The sequence below is a fragment of the Stenotrophomonas sp. Steno-Z1 genome (assembly GCF_056393175.1).
Window position 1 is genome coordinate 45,786 of record NZ_JBWJPB010000009.1, and the last position, 14,720, is coordinate 60,505.

At 67.9% G+C, this 14,720-nt stretch carries 12 protein-coding genes; 5 read left to right on the plus strand and 7 right to left on the minus strand.

From position 1 onward, the window contains the following. The first annotated feature begins 212 nt into the window (after positions 1-212). The 3 genes from AC06FD_RS18020 to AC06FD_RS18030 all read left to right on the plus strand — a co-directional run bounded on the left by AC06FD_RS18020 (position 213) and on the right by AC06FD_RS18030 (position 6,440). Complete coding sequence (locus tag AC06FD_RS18020) at positions 213-1,238, plus strand: glucokinase family protein (protein ID WP_478078571.1); 1,026 nt, start codon at positions 213-215, stop codon at positions 1,236-1,238. Positions 1,239-1,376: 138 nt separating this feature from the next. Then, positions 1,377-4,007: a TonB-dependent receptor gene (locus tag AC06FD_RS18025; protein WP_478078540.1), complete on the plus strand. Its 2,631-nt coding sequence runs from the start codon at positions 1,377-1,379 to the stop codon at positions 4,005-4,007. A 96-nt stretch (positions 4,008-4,103) separates the two neighbouring features. Next, positions 4,104-6,440 (plus strand): beta-N-acetylhexosaminidase, encoded by a 2,337-nt coding sequence (locus AC06FD_RS18030; RefSeq protein WP_478078541.1) that lies wholly within the window; start codon positions 4,104-4,106, stop codon positions 6,438-6,440. 87 nt (positions 6,441-6,527) lie between these two features. On the opposite strand, the gene AC06FD_RS18035 is transcribed toward AC06FD_RS18030, so the two are convergent. Together AC06FD_RS18035 and AC06FD_RS18040 are read right to left on the minus strand one after the other, a co-directional pair. Next, positions 6,528-6,917, minus strand: coding sequence for a VanZ family protein (locus tag AC06FD_RS18035; protein WP_478078542.1), 390 nt, complete (start codon positions 6,915-6,917; stop codon positions 6,528-6,530). 1 nt (position 6,918) lies between these two features. Next, positions 6,919-8,103: a class I SAM-dependent methyltransferase gene (locus AC06FD_RS18040; protein ID WP_259207766.1), complete on the minus strand. Its 1,185-nt coding sequence runs from the start codon at positions 8,101-8,103 to the stop codon at positions 6,919-6,921. A gap of 55 nt (positions 8,104-8,158) precedes the next feature. Here AC06FD_RS18040 and AC06FD_RS18045 point away from each other — a divergent pair, with 55 nt between their 5' ends. Further along, positions 8,159-8,896 (plus strand): pteridine reductase, encoded by a 738-nt coding sequence (locus tag AC06FD_RS18045; protein WP_449335572.1) that lies wholly within the window; start codon positions 8,159-8,161, stop codon positions 8,894-8,896. A gap of 69 nt (positions 8,897-8,965) precedes the next feature. Here the strand turns inward: AC06FD_RS18045 and folK are convergent, their stop codons facing one another. Beyond that, on the minus strand, positions 8,966-9,457 hold the full coding sequence (gene folK, locus AC06FD_RS18050) for a 2-amino-4-hydroxy-6-hydroxymethyldihydropteridine diphosphokinase (RefSeq protein ID WP_259207770.1): 492 nt from the start codon (positions 9,455-9,457) through the stop codon (positions 8,966-8,968). Positions 9,458-9,541: 84 nt separating this feature from the next. Between folK and AC06FD_RS18055 the strand changes: the two genes are divergently transcribed. Further along, positions 9,542-10,276, plus strand: coding sequence for a proteasome-type protease (locus AC06FD_RS18055; protein ID WP_394164174.1), 735 nt, complete (start codon positions 9,542-9,544; stop codon positions 10,274-10,276). A gap of 41 nt (positions 10,277-10,317) precedes the next feature. Here the strand turns inward: AC06FD_RS18055 and AC06FD_RS18060 are convergent, their stop codons facing one another. The 4 genes from AC06FD_RS18060 to AC06FD_RS18075 form a co-directional block, all read right to left on the minus strand. Further along, positions 10,318-11,835 carry an ATP-binding protein gene (locus tag AC06FD_RS18060; protein ID WP_259207775.1) on the minus strand — a complete coding sequence of 506 codons (1,518 nt, stop codon included), beginning with the start codon at positions 11,833-11,835 and terminating at the stop codon, positions 10,318-10,320. Positions 11,836-11,839: 4 nt separating this feature from the next. Then, complete coding sequence (locus AC06FD_RS18065; protein WP_259207777.1) at positions 11,840-12,280, minus strand: response regulator; 441 nt, start codon at positions 12,278-12,280, stop codon at positions 11,840-11,842. Beyond that, positions 12,277-14,097: a sensor histidine kinase gene (locus tag AC06FD_RS18070; protein WP_259207779.1), complete on the minus strand. Its 1,821-nt coding sequence runs from the start codon at positions 14,095-14,097 to the stop codon at positions 12,277-12,279. The genes AC06FD_RS18065 and AC06FD_RS18070 overlap by 4 nt, the downstream gene beginning before the upstream one ends. A 206-nt stretch (positions 14,098-14,303) precedes the next feature. Further along, on the minus strand, positions 14,304-14,690 hold the full coding sequence (locus tag AC06FD_RS18075; RefSeq protein WP_259207781.1) for a BON domain-containing protein: 387 nt from the start codon (positions 14,688-14,690) through the stop codon (positions 14,304-14,306). Positions 14,691-14,720 lie beyond the last annotated feature (30 nt).

The following is a 14,720-nucleotide window of genomic DNA, read 5'->3' on the forward strand; positions in this document are numbered from 1 at the left end:
CCCGCCACGCCTTGCGGCCGCTACGTCACCCCTTTCGGGCGGTGTGCAGAAACATGGCGGGCCGTGGCTGGAAACGTTTTCCTGCGGCACTGGCCGCTGCGGCGCAACATCGAAAGTGTGAGGTTATCGTTGACATCGTTGTCAGAACGATTACAGACTCCGCCTCAATCGCCGGGTCAGACCGGTCGTGCATACCCAAGGGAGCCCGTGTGATCGCAGCCGCCCACTCTGTACCGGCCCATGCCCTGCCCCATGCGGTGCCGCCGTTCCTGGCCGCCGACGTGGGGGGTACGCATGTCCGCGTCGCCAGGGTGCAGGCCGGCCTGGACCCGGACCATCCGGTGCAGTTGCTGGAGTACCGCAAGTTCCGCAATGCCGATTACCCCGGCCTGAGCGCCATCCTGGCCGAGTTCCTCGGCAGTGGCCCGCGCCCGGCGCACTGCGTGGTGGCCACCGCTGGCGTGGCGCGCGAAGACGGCACGGTGATCACCGCCAACGTGCCCTGGCCGCTGTCGGCGCGCCGGATCGAGCAGGATGTCGGCCTGGAGCAGGTCTACATCGTCAATGATTTCGAAGCGGTGGCCTACGCCGCCGCCCAGGTCGATGCCAGCGGCGTGCTGCAGTTGACCGGCCCGGCCACGGCCCCGCGCGGTCCCACCCTGGTGGTCGGCCCCGGCACCGGGCTGGGTGCGGCGGTCTGGATCCCCACCTCTCATGGCGCGGTGGTCCTGGCCACCGAGGCCGGCCAGCCCACCCTGGCCAGCACCACCGAACTGGAAATGGCGATCGTGCGCCAGATGCAGCGCGAGCATGCGCACGTCTCGGTGGAGCACGCGTTGTCCGGCCCCGGGCTGATGAACCTGTATCGCGCGCTGTGCGCGCTGGACGGGCAGACGCCCACGCTGACCACGCCCGATGCGGTCACCGCCGCGGCGATGGCCGACCAGGACCCGAGCGCGCGCCTGAGCCTGGAGGTCTTCTGCGGCCTGCTCGGCAGCACCATCGGCGACATGGCCCTGCAGTACGGCGTCACCGGTGGGGTGTACCTGGCCGGCGGCATCCTGCCGCAGATCCGCGAATTCCTGTTGAACAGCACGTTCGTGTCCCGGTACCTCAACAAGGGCCCGATGCGCGAAGCGCTGGAACGCATTCCCGTGAAGGTGGTCGAGCACGGGCAGCTGGGCGTCATCGGCGCCGCCAGCTGGTACCTGGGACATAGGGACCACCCGAACGCCTGACGGCGCGCCGGGCAAGCAACACGCAGTACGTGGCACCCATGGCGCGCCCCCGGTCAGGGACGCGCGGCAAAGTCGTACCAGACGCACGAAGACACACGCCGTCGCCGGCGAACCATCGGATTGATGAGGAGAGACATCATGAACCACCGCAAGAGTCTGCTTTCGGCAGCCATTTTCAGCTGTCTGGTGTTCGGCGCGCAGGCGCAGGAAACCTCCACCACCCCGACCGACCTGGACACGGTCAGCGTCGTCGGCATCCGCGCCAGCCTGGAAAAGTCGCTGGACACCAAGCGCAACAACGTGACCGTCTCCGAGGCGATCACCGCCGAGGACATCGGCAAGTTCCCCAGCACCAACGTGGCCGAGGCGCTGTCGCAGCTGCCCGGCATCTCGCTGGACCGTCGCTTCGGCCAGGGTGAGCGGGTCAGCATCGACGGCACCGATCCCAGCCTCAACCTGTCCTTCCTGGACGGCCACCCGGTCGCGCAGGCGATCTGGCTGTACGGCGAGCAGCCCAACCGCGGCTTCGACTACACCCTGCTGTCGCCGCTGATCCTGGGCCGCATGGAAGTCATCAAGTCCTCCGAAGCGCGCCTGACCGAAGGCAGCCTGGGCGGCACCATCCTGATGCACACCCGCCAGCCGCTGGACATGCGCGCCAATGAAGTGGCCGCCTCGGTGGGTTACAGCTACAGCGACCAGGCCAGCAAGGGCAAGCCGAACGCCTCGGCCATCTACAGCTGGAAGAACACCGACGAAACCTTCGGCATCAACGTCGCCGCGCAGCACTATGAAGAGCGCGTGGACCGCCAGGGCATGGAAGTGTTCGGCTACGCCAAGGCCTCCACCTTCACCAACGCGCCGGGCGTGGACCCCAACGCGGACGTGCCCAACTCGGTCAACGCCGCGTGGTTCCAGCAGGACCGCAAGCGCGACAGCGCCGTGGTCAACCTGCAGTTCAAGCCGACCGACGAACTCGAGTTCAACCTGAGCGGCCTGTACATCAAGGAAAACTTCGACAACTACAACCAGTCGATGTACTCCTTCCTGACCTGGAACCCGGGCACCGTCGGTGCGGTCAACCAGCTCGGCGACGTGCGCAACGGCGTGGTCAACAGCGGCCACTCCAACGCCAGCGCGACGGCCAACAGCGGCACGGTGATCTACGACAACAACGTGCGCGAATCCGAAGTGACCACCAAGGGCCTTGACCTGCGTGGCGCGTGGAAGGGCGACGGCTGGGGCATCAGCGGCCAGGTGGGCCAGAGCAAGTCCGAGAACAAGGACCTGGCCCAGTACTTCATCGAACCGTTCTACAACGGTGGCTTCAGCTGGAACCTGGACAAGGGCATCACCTTCGACAACCCCGACGCGGCCCGCAACCCGGCCAACTGGGGCTCGGCCGGTGGCTGGTTCGGCAACAACGGCATCTTCTCCACCGACAGCAAGGACACCTACGCACAGCTGGACTTCAACGTGCAGTTCGACAGCATCTTCAACCAGCTGCAGTTCGGCGTGCGCCACGGCAAGCATGAAGAAAGCTTCGACCTCAACGTGTACGGCGGCGTGCGCCCGGGCACCCTGGCCGACGTCGGCACCATCGGCCTGACCGACATCCAGGGCTTCAGCGACGGCCAGGGCCGCCACGTGCAGGTGGGCCGCGACAACGTGCTGAACTGGGTCAAGGGCAGCCCGCTGGACTACGCCAACCCGGATCCGGCCAGCTACCTCAACAACAGCTGGGCGCTGGAGCAGACCAACAACGCCGCCTACGCGCAGTTGAATTTCTCCAACGGCCCGGTGCGCGGCAACGTCGGCGTGCGCTACGTGGATTCCAAGACCGCCGGCAGCGGCTTCGTCTACGGCGGCACCCCGACCCTGACCGACCTGGACAGCAAGTGGCAGACGCAGACCAAGAAGGAAGACTTCCTGCTGCCGTCGGTCAACCTGGTGTACGACACCGACAGTGACTGGGTGTTCCGCTTCGGCGCCAGCAAGGTCATCGCCTGGGCCCCGTACAACCAGATGGTGAACAACACCTTCCTCAACGACACCACCCTGACCGGCAGCGGCGGCAACGCGGCCCTGTCGCCGTACGAATCCTGGAACTACAACCTGTCGGCCGAGTACTACTTCGCCCCGCAGTCGGTGGTGGCCTGGTCGCTGTTCTACAAGAAGATCGACAACTACATCGATACCAGCGCGGTCACCGAACGCCAGTACAACTCGATCCGCGACACCTCGCCGGCCACCTGGGCCAACATCGTGGGCACCAACGGCTGCGCCGCCGACGGCTACTGCGACTACAGCATCCAGCGTCCGCGCAACGCCGGCAGCGGCCACGTCAAGGGCTTCAACCTCAGCTACCAGCAGCCCTTCGGCGAGAGCGGCTTCGGCCTGACCGCCAACTACACCTACGCCAACGGTGAGAACAACTCCGGCGATGCGCTGCCCTACCAGTCGCGCAACTCGGTCGCGTTCAGTCCGTACTACGAGAAGGGCCCGATCAACGCACGCCTGACCTACAACTGGCGTGACAGCTACCTGGCCGGCGGCTACGTCGCAGGCTCGGCACCGGCCAGCGTGGACGACTACGCCGAGCTGGGCGCCAGCTTCGGCTACACCTTCAACGAGAACTGGTCGCTGACGCTGGACGCGCAGAACCTGCTCAACGAAGAATATTTCCAGTACCTGGGCGACAAGGACCACCTGGCCTCGCGTTACAAGAGCGGCCGCCGCTACATGGCCACGGTGCACTTCAAGTTCTGATCGCCATAGCACTATGCTGAACGCCTGAACGACGGGCCCGGACCTCCGGGCCCGTTTTTACAGGTGGAATCCGATTCGCACCACAGGAATGACCCGATGCATACCCGCACCCGTCGTACCTCGCTGTCACTGCTCTCCTTCGCACTGGCCCTGTCCCTGGCACCGCGCGCGCATGCCACCGATGCGCAGGCCGCCGACGGCCCACGCGCGCTGCCCGCTTCGCTCCCGCTGATCCCGGCGCCGGCCAAGGTGGAACGCCTCGACGGCGCCGCCTTCAACGTGCGCGCAAGCACCCCGGTGTGGGCCAGCGGCGAGGCCGCGCAGCGCGTGGCGGGCCAGTTCACCACCCTGCTGCGCAACAGCGGCGGCCCGGCCCTGCAGATCACACCCGGGCGCGGCACGCACGGCATCGCCTTCGTGCTGGACCCGTCGCTGAAGACCGGTGCCGAGGGCTACCAGCTGCGTTCCCAGAGCAACGGCGCCACCGTGCGGGCGGCCACCGAGGCCGGCCTGTTCTATGGCGCCGCCACGCTGTCCCAGCTGCTCAGCGGCGGCGGCAACGGCGTGCTGCCGGCGCTGCGCATCGACGACGCACCCCGTTTCAGCTGGCGCGGGCTGATGCTCGATTCGGCCCGCCATTTCCAGAGCCTGGACGAGATCAAACGCGTGCTCGACGCGATGGCCGAACAGAAGCTCAACACCTTCCATTGGCATCTCACCGATGACCAGGGCTGGCGCATGGAGATCAAGCGCTACCCGAAGCTGACCGCGGTCGGCAGTTGCCGCATCCCCGCCGGCGATGGCGGCCGCGACCCGGTCACCGGCGCGGAGCGGCCGTACTGCGGCTTCTACACCCAGGACCAGATCCGCGAGGTGATCGCCTATGCCGCCGCGCGCCACATCCAGGTGATCCCGGAGATCGACGTGCCGGGCCATGCCACCGCCGCGATCGCCGCGTATCCCGAACTGGGCACGCTGGACACCCCGCTGAAGCCGCTCAGCGAATGGGGCGTGTTCCCCAACCTGTTCAACACCGAGGAAAGCACCTTCCAGTTCCTGGAGAACGTGCTGGAAGAAGTGATCACCCTGTTCCCGGCCAAGTACGTGCACGTCGGCGGCGACGAAGCGGTCAAGGACCAGTGGGAAGCATCGGCGCGGGTGCAGGCGCGCATGCGCGAGGTGGGCGCCGGCAATGAAATGGAGATGCAGAGCCACCTCATCAAGCGCCTGGAAACCTTCCTGGAGCAGCACGACCGCCGCCTGATCGGCTGGGACGAGATCCTCGAAGGCGGCCTGCCGCCGGAGGCCACGGTGATGTCCTGGCGCGGCACCGACGGCGGCCTGAAGGCGGCCAGCGAAGGCCATGACGTGGTGATGTCGCCGGTCACCGACATGTACATGGACTACCTGCAGACCCCCTCGGACAACGAACCGCCGGGCCGTCCGCTGACGACCCCGCTCGGCCGCGTGTACGGCTTCGAGCCGGTACCCGATGCGCTGGCCCGCGACAAGCAACAGCACATCCTCGGCCTGCAGGCGAATATGTTCACCGAGCACACGCGCAGCTACGCGCGCCTGCAGCACAACCTGTTCCCGCGGCTGGCGGCCGTGGCCGAGACCGGCTGGTCGCCGCGCGAGCGCCGCGATTACGCCGATTTCCTGGCCCGGCTGCCCAGCCAGCTGCAGCGCTGGCAGGCGATGGGCGTGGCCTACGCGCAGACCCCGTTCCAGGTGGAACTGGACAGCCACGACGACCGCAAGGCCGGCACCGCCACGTTGACGCTGCGCACCCCGCTCAACTACGAGGTCCGCTACAGCACCGATGGCAGCCCGGTCACCGCGCAGTCGCCGCGCTACAGCACGCCGCTGACCCAGCCGCTGCCGGTCAAGCTGCAGGCGGCGACGTTCTTCAACGGGCAGCCGCTGGCCAGCGCGGCCAGCCGCTTCGAGCTCAGCGCGACGTCGCTGCTGAGCCGCAACGACCAGCAGCTGGCGATGTGCCCGGGCGAAGGCAAGCTGCTGCTGCGCCTGGAAGACGACGGCCCGGCCGATGGCGAGCGTGCGATCTTCAACGTGAACATCTTCAACCCGTGCTGGCTGTGGAAGGACGCCGATGTGGACGGCATCGCCAGACTGCGCGTGCGTGCCGGCCAGATTCCGTACTACTTCCAGTTGGCCCACGACGAACCGCAACGCACGTTCAGCCCCGCACGCAGTGCGCATGGCGAGATGGACGTACTCAACGGAAACTGCGATGGCACGCCGCTGGCCACGGTGAAGCTGCCGGCCAAGCCGGGGGCGGACGGGTTCATCACGCTGGACGCAGCCCTGCCGCGATCGGTGAAGGGGACGCAGGATCTGTGCGTGCGCTTCACCGGGGATACGCGGCCGACGATGTGGGTGCTGGATACGCTGACGCTGGTGCCGCGCTGAAGACCGGTGGAGGCGCCGGCCGCGGGCCGGCGCCCCGTGAATCCGACATGCTGTGGTTGCCGGCCCTGGGCCGGCCCTACCGGCCGTTTATCCGCGCAGGCGCAGCAGCAGGTCGCGCAGCGGGGTGAACGCGAGCGCCATGCCGGCGAGCACGCCGATGCTGTTGGCCAACGCGTCCATCGCGTCGGCCATGCGGTTGTCGGTCAATGCCGCCTGCAGGAACTCGATGCCGATCCCCAACCCGACCAGGCCCGCGGCGGCCCACAGCAGGGCCGCGCGGGTGCGGTAGATCTGTACCGCCGCACCGGCCAGCACGAAGTAGGCCAGGAAATGCTCGACCTTGTCGCTGTTCGGCGGCAGGTCCAGCGGCGGCGGCGGAATCAGGCAGACGGTGATCGTCACCGCGATCGCCAGCCACCACAGGCCCAGCCAGAAGCGCGGCCAGCGCAGCGGCTTCAACATCCCTGTCGGGGTCATCTCAGAGGCGCCAGGTCAGGTCGCCGAGGGTGAACGCAGGCTCGAAATCCACGTCGCGCTGGAAGCCCATCACCTGGAAGCGCTCGCCCATGCCGGTGGGCAGGGTGAGCTTCTTGACCTGGTCGCGCAGGCGCACCTGGCCGAATTCGTCCACCCGCGCCTCGGCCTTCTGCAACAGCGCGTCCAGCCCGTTGCCCAGCAGGAAGCTGGCCTGGGTGCAGTAGCCGGCGATCTCGAAGCCGGCTCCGGTGCCGGCCTCGGCCAGCGCGGTGAAGTCCACCGACGCGGTCAGGTCCTGCAGGCCGGGCCAGCGGTAGAGGTCGTTGTGCACCTGGTGGCGGTAGAACGCGCGCACCGTGCCATCGTCGCGCTCGTCCTGGTAGTACTCCGTGCGCGGGTAGCCGTAGTCGATGAACAGCATCGCGCCACGCTGCATGCCGCCGGCCACGGCCTGGATCCAGTACGGCAGCTGCGGCAGCAGCTCGGAGCGGTAGCCGTCGGCGAATGGCCGTTCGCGATACTGCTCGACGTGGCGCACCGCCGCGCTGAGCATCGCATCGGCCGGCTGCGCGCCGCGGATGAAGGCACCGTCGGCATCCAGCTCCACGGTTTCCTCGTAGACCATCCCATCGCGCGCCAGGAAGCGCGGCGTGGGCAGTGCATCGATCACCTCGTTGGCGAACACGATGCCGTCCCAGTCGTCATCGAACGGCCCGTCCAGCCACTCCACCAGCTCGAACACCGGCCCGATCAGCGCCTTCTCCAGGCGTTCGCGCTGGCGCTCGCGCAGGTCCGCGCTGGGCTCCAGGATCGCGTAGCGTTCGGGCAGCGCGTCCAGCTCGAGCATGCGCTTGAGCATCACCTCGGCGAACGCACCGCTACCGCCGCCCAGTTCCATGAAGCGGGCCTGCGGGCCCAGCTGCTGCATCACCGGCGCGATCGCGTTGGCCAGCGTCGCCGCAAACAGCGGCCCCAGCTCCGGCGCGGTGGTGAAATCGCCGGATTCACCGAACTTGCTGGCACCGGCGCTGTAGTAGCCCAGCCCCGGCGTGTACAGGCTCAGCTCCATGAAGCGGGCGAACGGCATGGCACCGCCATTGGCGAGGATCTCGGCGCGCAGCGCCGCGGCCAACTGGTCGCTGTGGGCCAGGGCGTCGGAATCGGGGGTGGGCAGTGGGGAATGCATGGTGCAGGCGATTGCGGTGACAATGCACAGCATAGCCGAGCAGGGAGTACCCCCGATGACCGATACCGCACCCGTCGTGCTGATCACCGGCAGCGCGCGCCGGATCGGCGCGGCGATCGCCCGCCAGTTCCATGCCTGCGGGTGGTCGGTGGTGCTGCACGCCCACACCTCCACCGCCGAACTGCAGCAGATGGCCTTCGACCTGGACATGCTGCGCCCCGGCAGCGTGCTGGCCCTGCAGGCAGACCTGCGCGACGCAGCGGCCATTCCCGACCTGGTCGAACAGACCGTGGCCCAGTTCGGGCGGCTGGATGCGCTGGTCAACAACGCCTCCAACTTCTACCCCACTCTGCTCGGCCAGATCACCGCCGAGCACTGGGACGACCTGTTCGCGGTCAATGCGCGTGCCCCGCTGCTGCTGGCCCAGGCCGCCGCGCCCCAGCTGCGCCGGCACCTGGGCTGCATCGTCAACCTGACCGACCTGCACGGCACCCAGCCGATGCGCGACCACCCGGTCTACAGCGCGGCCAAGGCCGCGCTGGAAATGATCACCCGCTCGCTGGCGCTGGAACTGGCGCCCAAGGTGCGGGTCAATGCGGTGGCACCGGGCGCGATCCTGTGGCCGGAACAGGGCAAGGACGATTTCGCCCAGCAGGCGCTGCTGCTGCGCACCCCGCTGGCGCGCACCGGCACGGTCGAAGAGATCGCCGAGGCGGTGTACTGGCTGGTCACCGACGCCCCCTTCATCACCGGGCACACCCTGCGCGTGGACGGCGGACGCACGCTGTCGTAATGCCAGCCGTGGACCGGCCTGCATGCCCCGGCAGTGTCGCCATTGCGGCCAACGGCCGGCGCGCCCGGGTTACCCGGGCAGCAGCTCCATCGTCTCGAACGGCTCGCCGTACTGGCGATGCGCGCGCCACAGCGTGGCCAGGTCCAGCCCGCTGACCGGGTCGATGAATGCCGGCGCGATGTCGGCCAGCGGCTTGAGCACGAAAGCGTGCTTGAGCTCCGGGCGCGGGATGCGCAGGTGGCCCGGGCCTTCCACGATCAGGTCGCCGTAGAACACCACGTCCAGGTCCAGGGTGCGGTCGGAGAAGCGCGGGCCGCTGCGATCGCGGCCGTGCGCGTCTTCCAGCGCATGCAGCCAGGCATCCAGCGCATCGAGCGGCAGGTCGGTGGTGATCGCCACCGCGTTGTTGAGGAAGTCCGGGCCGTCAAAGCCCACCGCGGCGGTGCGGTAGGCGGGCGAGACGGCGATGGCGCCGAAGCGCGCGCGCAGGGCTTCCACCGCGGCGTGAAGATGCTGTTGCGGCTGCAGGTTGCTGCCCAGGCTCAGGAGCACAGTGGTCATGGTATTCAGCGTGCGTGGGGCGAATCCACACGGGGCCAACAGGGCCTCCGCATAGAATCGGGGTGCACATCATAGGACACCGACATGACCTATTGCGTCGGCATCGAGGTGGACGAGGGCCTGGTCTTCGCCGCCGATACCCGTACCAACGCGTCGCTGGACGACGTCCGCGTGCATCGCAAGCTGCACGAATTCGAGTTTCCCGGGCAGGCCGCCTTCGTGATCATGGCCGCCGGCAACCTGGCCACCACCCAGCTGCTGGTCTCGCGGCTGCGCCGCGACGTGGAAGAAGGCCGCGAGCAGAACCTGCGCGCCTACCGGCACCTGTTCGAGGTGGCCGAGTACGTGGGGCGCATCCTGGTGGACAGCCAGGTCAAGAGCAGCACGCCCGAGCACGGCCACGACGGGGTCAACACCCAGGCCACGCTGATCCTCGGCGGCCAGGTCGGCGGCGAGCAGCCCGGCATGTACATGATCTACCCGCTGGGCAACGCGATCGCCGCCTCGCCGGAGACGCCGTTCCTGCAGATCGGCGAGTCCAAGTACGGCAAACCGATCCTGGACCGCATCATCCGCCCGCCGACGCGACTGGAAGACGCCGCGCGCACCGCGATCGTGTCGCTGGACTCGACCATCCGCTCCAACCTGTCGGTAGGGCTGCCGGTGGACCTGGTGCTGATCCGCAAGGGCGACCTGCGCATCAGCCAGCGCATGCGCCTGGCCGGCGACAGCCCGCTGTATGCGGAAATCCACGGCAGCTGGTCGCACAAGCTGGAGCAGGCCGTCGCCAGCCTGCCGGCGTTTCCCTGGGAACGCTGACCCGGTAACGCCGGCCGTTGGCCGGCATCACCTTGTGGGGATCAGGCGGTTTCCAGCGCCTCGGCGACCGAGCGGAACACCTGCTGCATCTCCAGCGGCTTGCGCAGCACGTGCACGTTGATCATCGGCGGAAATACCGCCAGCGGCACGGTGACGTCCGCCTCCTCCAGCACCAGCGCCGGACCGCGGAAGCCCAGGGCGGCCATCTCGCCCAGCAGGTGGCTGGCCGAGAGCAGCTTGGACCCGGCATCGGCGATCACCAGCGCCGGCATTGCCTCCTGCTGCATCCAGCGCAGCGCGGCGGCACCATCGGAGGCCAGCTGCAGGTGGTAGCCCTGGCTGGACAGCGCGTTGCCCAGCAGCGACAGCCGCGTGGCTTCGCCATCCACCACCAGGATCGACTGGCCGGTACCGGCGGCAATCGGCTGGTCCACCGCTTCGCTGTCCGCCCCCACCTCCTGCATCGGCAGCAGCAGGTCGAACCGCGTCCCCACCCCCACCGTGCTGTCCACGTGGATGCTGCCACGCGCGCCTTCGATGATGCGCTTGCACGAGATCAGCCCAAGCCCGGTGCCATTGGCCTTGGTGGTGAAGAACGGATTGAACAGGTGCGACAGGGTATCGGCGCTCATCCCGGTGCCTTCGTCGGTCACCGAGATGCGCAGCCAGTCCTCGCCCTGGCCATCGCGATCGGCGGCGGCGCGCAGGGTCAGGCGACCGCCATTGGGCATGGCCTGGATCGCGTTCAACGACAGGTTCAGCAGCACCTGCTGCAGTTCGGTGTAGTTGGCATCCACGCCCAGGCCGTCGTCGGCCACGTCCAGGTGCAGGCTCACCTTGTCCGGCAGGTTGCTGCGCAACAGCAGCTCCACCGCCTCGAACAGGTGGGCGATGCAGATCTGCTCGCTGGGTTTGCGCGAGCCGCGCACGAAGGACAGCATCGACTCGGCCATCTCGTGCCCGCGCCGGCCGCACTCGGCGATGATGTCGGCCAGGTGGTGCAGCTGCGGGTCATCGGTGCGCGCCTTGAGCAGGTCCGGCATGATCAGCAGCGGCTGCAGGATGTTGCGCAGGTCGTGGCTGAGCCCGGCGGCCAGCAGCGACAGGCTCTCCAGGCGCTGCGCGCGCATCAGTTCGGCTTCCACCCGCTGGCGGTCGATCGTGCTGCGCGACTCACGCACCGCGCGGGCCACCGCGGACGGCAGGCGCGCCGGCTGGTGCTTGATGATGTAGTCGTTGGCGCCCTGGTGCAGCGCGGCCACCGCGTTTTCCTCACCCATCGTGCCGGACACGAAGATGAAGGGCACGTCCGGGTGCCAGCCGCGCACGATCTGCAGCGCCTCGTTGCCGGAAAAACCGGGCATGGCCAGGTCCGACAGCACGATGTCCGGGGCGAACCGGGCCAGCGCTTCGCGCAGCTCGCCGGCACTCTCCACCCGCTCGAAGCTGGCCTCAAGCCCGGCATCGAGCATCTGCTCGCACATCAGTTCGGCGTCCTCGGGGGAGTCTTCCACCAGCAGGACGCGCAGCATTCCCAGCGAGGGGCCAGTGAGCGGCATGGGCTTACTCGACTTCCGGCGCCTGGTTGATCACCGCCCAGAACTTGCCCAGGGTCTGCACCGCACCAAAGAACTGGTCCACGTCCACCGGCTTGACCACGTAGGCATTGACGCCCATGTCCCAGCTGCGGGCCAGGTCGCTTTCTTCGCGCGAGGACGACAGGATCACCACCGGCAGGCGCTTGAGCTCCTCGGTGTTGCGGATCTCGCGCAGCACTTCCAGGCCGTCCATGCGCGGCATCTTGATGTCCAGCAGCAGCACCGCCGGCAGGCCTTCCTCGCGGTTGGCGTAGGCACCGCGGCGAAGCAGGTAGTCCATCGTTTCCACGCCGTCTTCGACGTGCACGATCGGGTTGGCCAGGCGAGCCTCTTTCAGGGCGTCGACAGCCATCTCGGCGTCGGCAGGGCTGTCCTCGGCGAGGAGGATGGTACGAAGTGCGGTCATGCGGCAGGGCCCTTGTTGATTGCGTCGAGCGCAGGGGGAAGCAGGAAATGGAAGGTGGCGCCCGCATCGACGGCCGACTCGGCCCAGATGCGGCCGCCGTGCCGGGTCAGCACGCGGCGCACGCTGGCCAAGCCGATGCCGGTGCCGGGGTAGTCGCTGGCCTTGTGCAGGCGCTGGAACACGCCGAACAGCTTGCCGGCGTACGCCATGTCGAAGCCGGCGCCGTTGTCGCGCACGGTGAACAGGTGGCCACCGTCGGGTTGTTGCTGGTACTCGACCTCGATCCGGGCCGGGTCGCGGTTGGAAGAATATTTGAGCGCGTTGCCAAGCAGGTTCAACCACACCTGCCGCATCATGTTCTCGTCCGAGACCAGGATCGGCAGCGGGGCCACCGTCCACTCCACCTGGCGATGCACGCCGGTCTCTTCGGCCTCGCTCTGCAGGTTGGCCATCAGCATGGCGCGGGTATCGGCCACCAACGACTGCATGTCCACCGCCTGCATGCGCATCGCCGCGCGACCCAGCCGCGAGTAGACCAGCAGGTCATCGATCAGCGCCGCCATGCGCCGCGCCGAATTGGAGATGACGCCCAGGTAGTGCAGGGATTTTTCATCGGCCTGGTCGCCCAGGTGCCGAGCCAGCTTGTCCGAGAACCCGCCGATGTGGCGCAGCGGCGCGCGCAGGTCGTGGGACACCGAGTAGCTGAAGGCTTCCAGCTCGCGGTTCACCTCGGAGACCTGCTCCACCTTGCCCTCCAGCTGGCGGTTCAGTTCTTCCACGCGCTGCTGCACGGCGCGCTGCACGGTGACGTCGCTGACGGTCATCAGCACCACTTCGTCGTCCTTGTCCGGCAGCGGCATGCGCCGGGCATTGATCAACATCGTGCGCACCTGCTCGTCGGCGGTGCGCTGTTCGTGCTCGTAATCCCACAGCTCGCGGCCGCGCAGCAGCACGTCGATCAGGCGCTGGCGCACCACCGCATCGTTCCACGCGCCATCGCCGATGCCGTCAAGGCGCAGCCCTTCCGCCGGCTGCTCCTCGTCCAGGCCGTACAGTTCGGCGAACGCCGGATTGTGCAGCTGCACCTTGAGCTCGCGGTCGAGCAGCACGATCGGCTCGCGCACGGTGTGGAGCACCGAGGCCGCACGCGCGGCCGAGCGCAGCGAGGCACGCTCGGCCGTGGCGCGATGGGCGATCTGGCGGTGCAGCAGCCACAGCACCAGCCCCAGCAGCGCCAACTGCACCGCCAGCGCGGACCAGGAGACGAGCTCGGTCTGCCGCTGCTGCTTCTGGAAGGCCAGGCTGCGCTCGTTCAGCAGCGTTTCCTCGGTGGCCTGCAGTTCTTCGATCAGGCCGCGGATCGGGTAACGGGTGGTCAGGTCCTGGACCAGCTCGCGCTGGTCCGAATCCGGTGTGCTGCGGGCCAGTTGCCGGGCGAGCTCCATGCGCCGCTCCACCATCGACTGGATGCGACCGATGCGGATCAGCTGGTCGGGGTTGTCGCGGGTCAGTTCGGCCAGTCGCGCCAGCCGCCTCGGGATGTCCTTGGCCTGGCCCAGGCGCTCGCGCAGACCCGGCGCATCGACGCCCTTGGACATCGTAAGCGCGGCCGATTCCACATCGCGCACGTCGGCCTGGAGCTGGTACACCGCCACGCCCACGTCCTGGGTATGGCTCACCCAGCGCATGGCTTCGACGTTGTCATCGGCCAGCTTGCGCAAGGTCAGCCACGGCACCACGATGATGGCCACCGCGGCCAGTGCCAGTGCCGGCAAGCGCCAGCGATCCCAGACGTCGTCACTGAAAACCAGCGCCATATTCCCTCTTCAGCTCGCGGTGCCGTTGCCGGCGGTGACCCCATCGCGGCCGCCTCGGCCTCACTGGCGCGCCGGCGCAGGTGAAGCCCTGAATATACCGCAGCGCATTGTGAATAGGGCTGCTGTTTTTTTCTGAACCATTCAAACAGGACGAGGGCGCGCCAGTCGGCGCGCCCTCGTGCAAAACGATCAAACAATCCGCTGGATCAGCGCTTGGCGGCCTTGGCGGCGCCGCCAGCGACCTTCAGGCCGGTGGAGTCGACGCTCTTGACGCCCTTGATACCCTTGGTCACGCGCAGGGCCTTGTCATACTCGGCCTGCGTGGCCACGGTGCCCTTCAGGGTCACCACGCCGTTCACGGTTTCCACCATGACTTCGGTGCCCGGGACATTCTTGCTGGTCAGCAGATCGGTCTTGACCTTGGTGGTGATCCAGCTGTCGGTCACCGGCTCGGCCGAATCATGCGTGTCGGCGTGGGTCATCGCCGCGTGGTCGGTGGTCTTCGGCGGATCCTTGGCCATGGCGGAGGAGGTACCCAGCACCATGCCGAGGGCCAGCGAAGCAGCAAGCAGAGTGCGCGTAGTGTTGGTCATGTTCGGTGTCTCCTTGGGTGTGTGGCCAGT

Coding starts and splice junctions, on each gene's coding strand:
- AC06FD_RS18025 (WP_478078540.1), top strand. CDS start 1,377: ATGAACCACCGCAAGAGTCTGCTTTCGGCAGCCATTTTCAGCTGTCTG.
- AC06FD_RS18030 (WP_478078541.1), top strand. CDS start 4,104: ATGCATACCCGCACCCGTCGTACCTCGCTGTCACTGCTCTCCTTCGCA.
- AC06FD_RS18035 (WP_478078542.1), bottom strand. CDS start 6,917: ATGACCCCGACAGGGATGTTGAAGCCGCTGCGCTGGCCGCGCTTCTGG.
- AC06FD_RS18040 (WP_259207766.1), bottom strand. CDS start 8,103: ATGCATTCCCCACTGCCCACCCCCGATTCCGACGCCCTGGCCCACAGC.
- AC06FD_RS18045 (WP_449335572.1), top strand. CDS start 8,159: ATGACCGATACCGCACCCGTCGTGCTGATCACCGGCAGCGCGCGCCGG.
- folK (WP_259207770.1), bottom strand. CDS start 9,457: ATGACCACTGTGCTCCTGAGCCTGGGCAGCAACCTGCAGCCGCAACAG.
- AC06FD_RS18055 (WP_394164174.1), top strand. CDS start 9,542: ATGACCTATTGCGTCGGCATCGAGGTGGACGAGGGCCTGGTCTTCGCC.
- AC06FD_RS18060 (WP_259207775.1), bottom strand. CDS start 11,835: ATGCCGCTCACTGGCCCCTCGCTGGGAATGCTGCGCGTCCTGCTGGTG.
- AC06FD_RS18065 (WP_259207777.1), bottom strand. CDS start 12,280: ATGACCGCACTTCGTACCATCCTCCTCGCCGAGGACAGCCCTGCCGAC.
- AC06FD_RS18070 (WP_259207779.1), bottom strand. CDS start 14,097: ATGGCGCTGGTTTTCAGTGACGACGTCTGGGATCGCTGGCGCTTGCCG.
- AC06FD_RS18075 (WP_259207781.1), bottom strand. CDS start 14,690: ATGACCAACACTACGCGCACTCTGCTTGCTGCTTCGCTGGCCCTCGGC.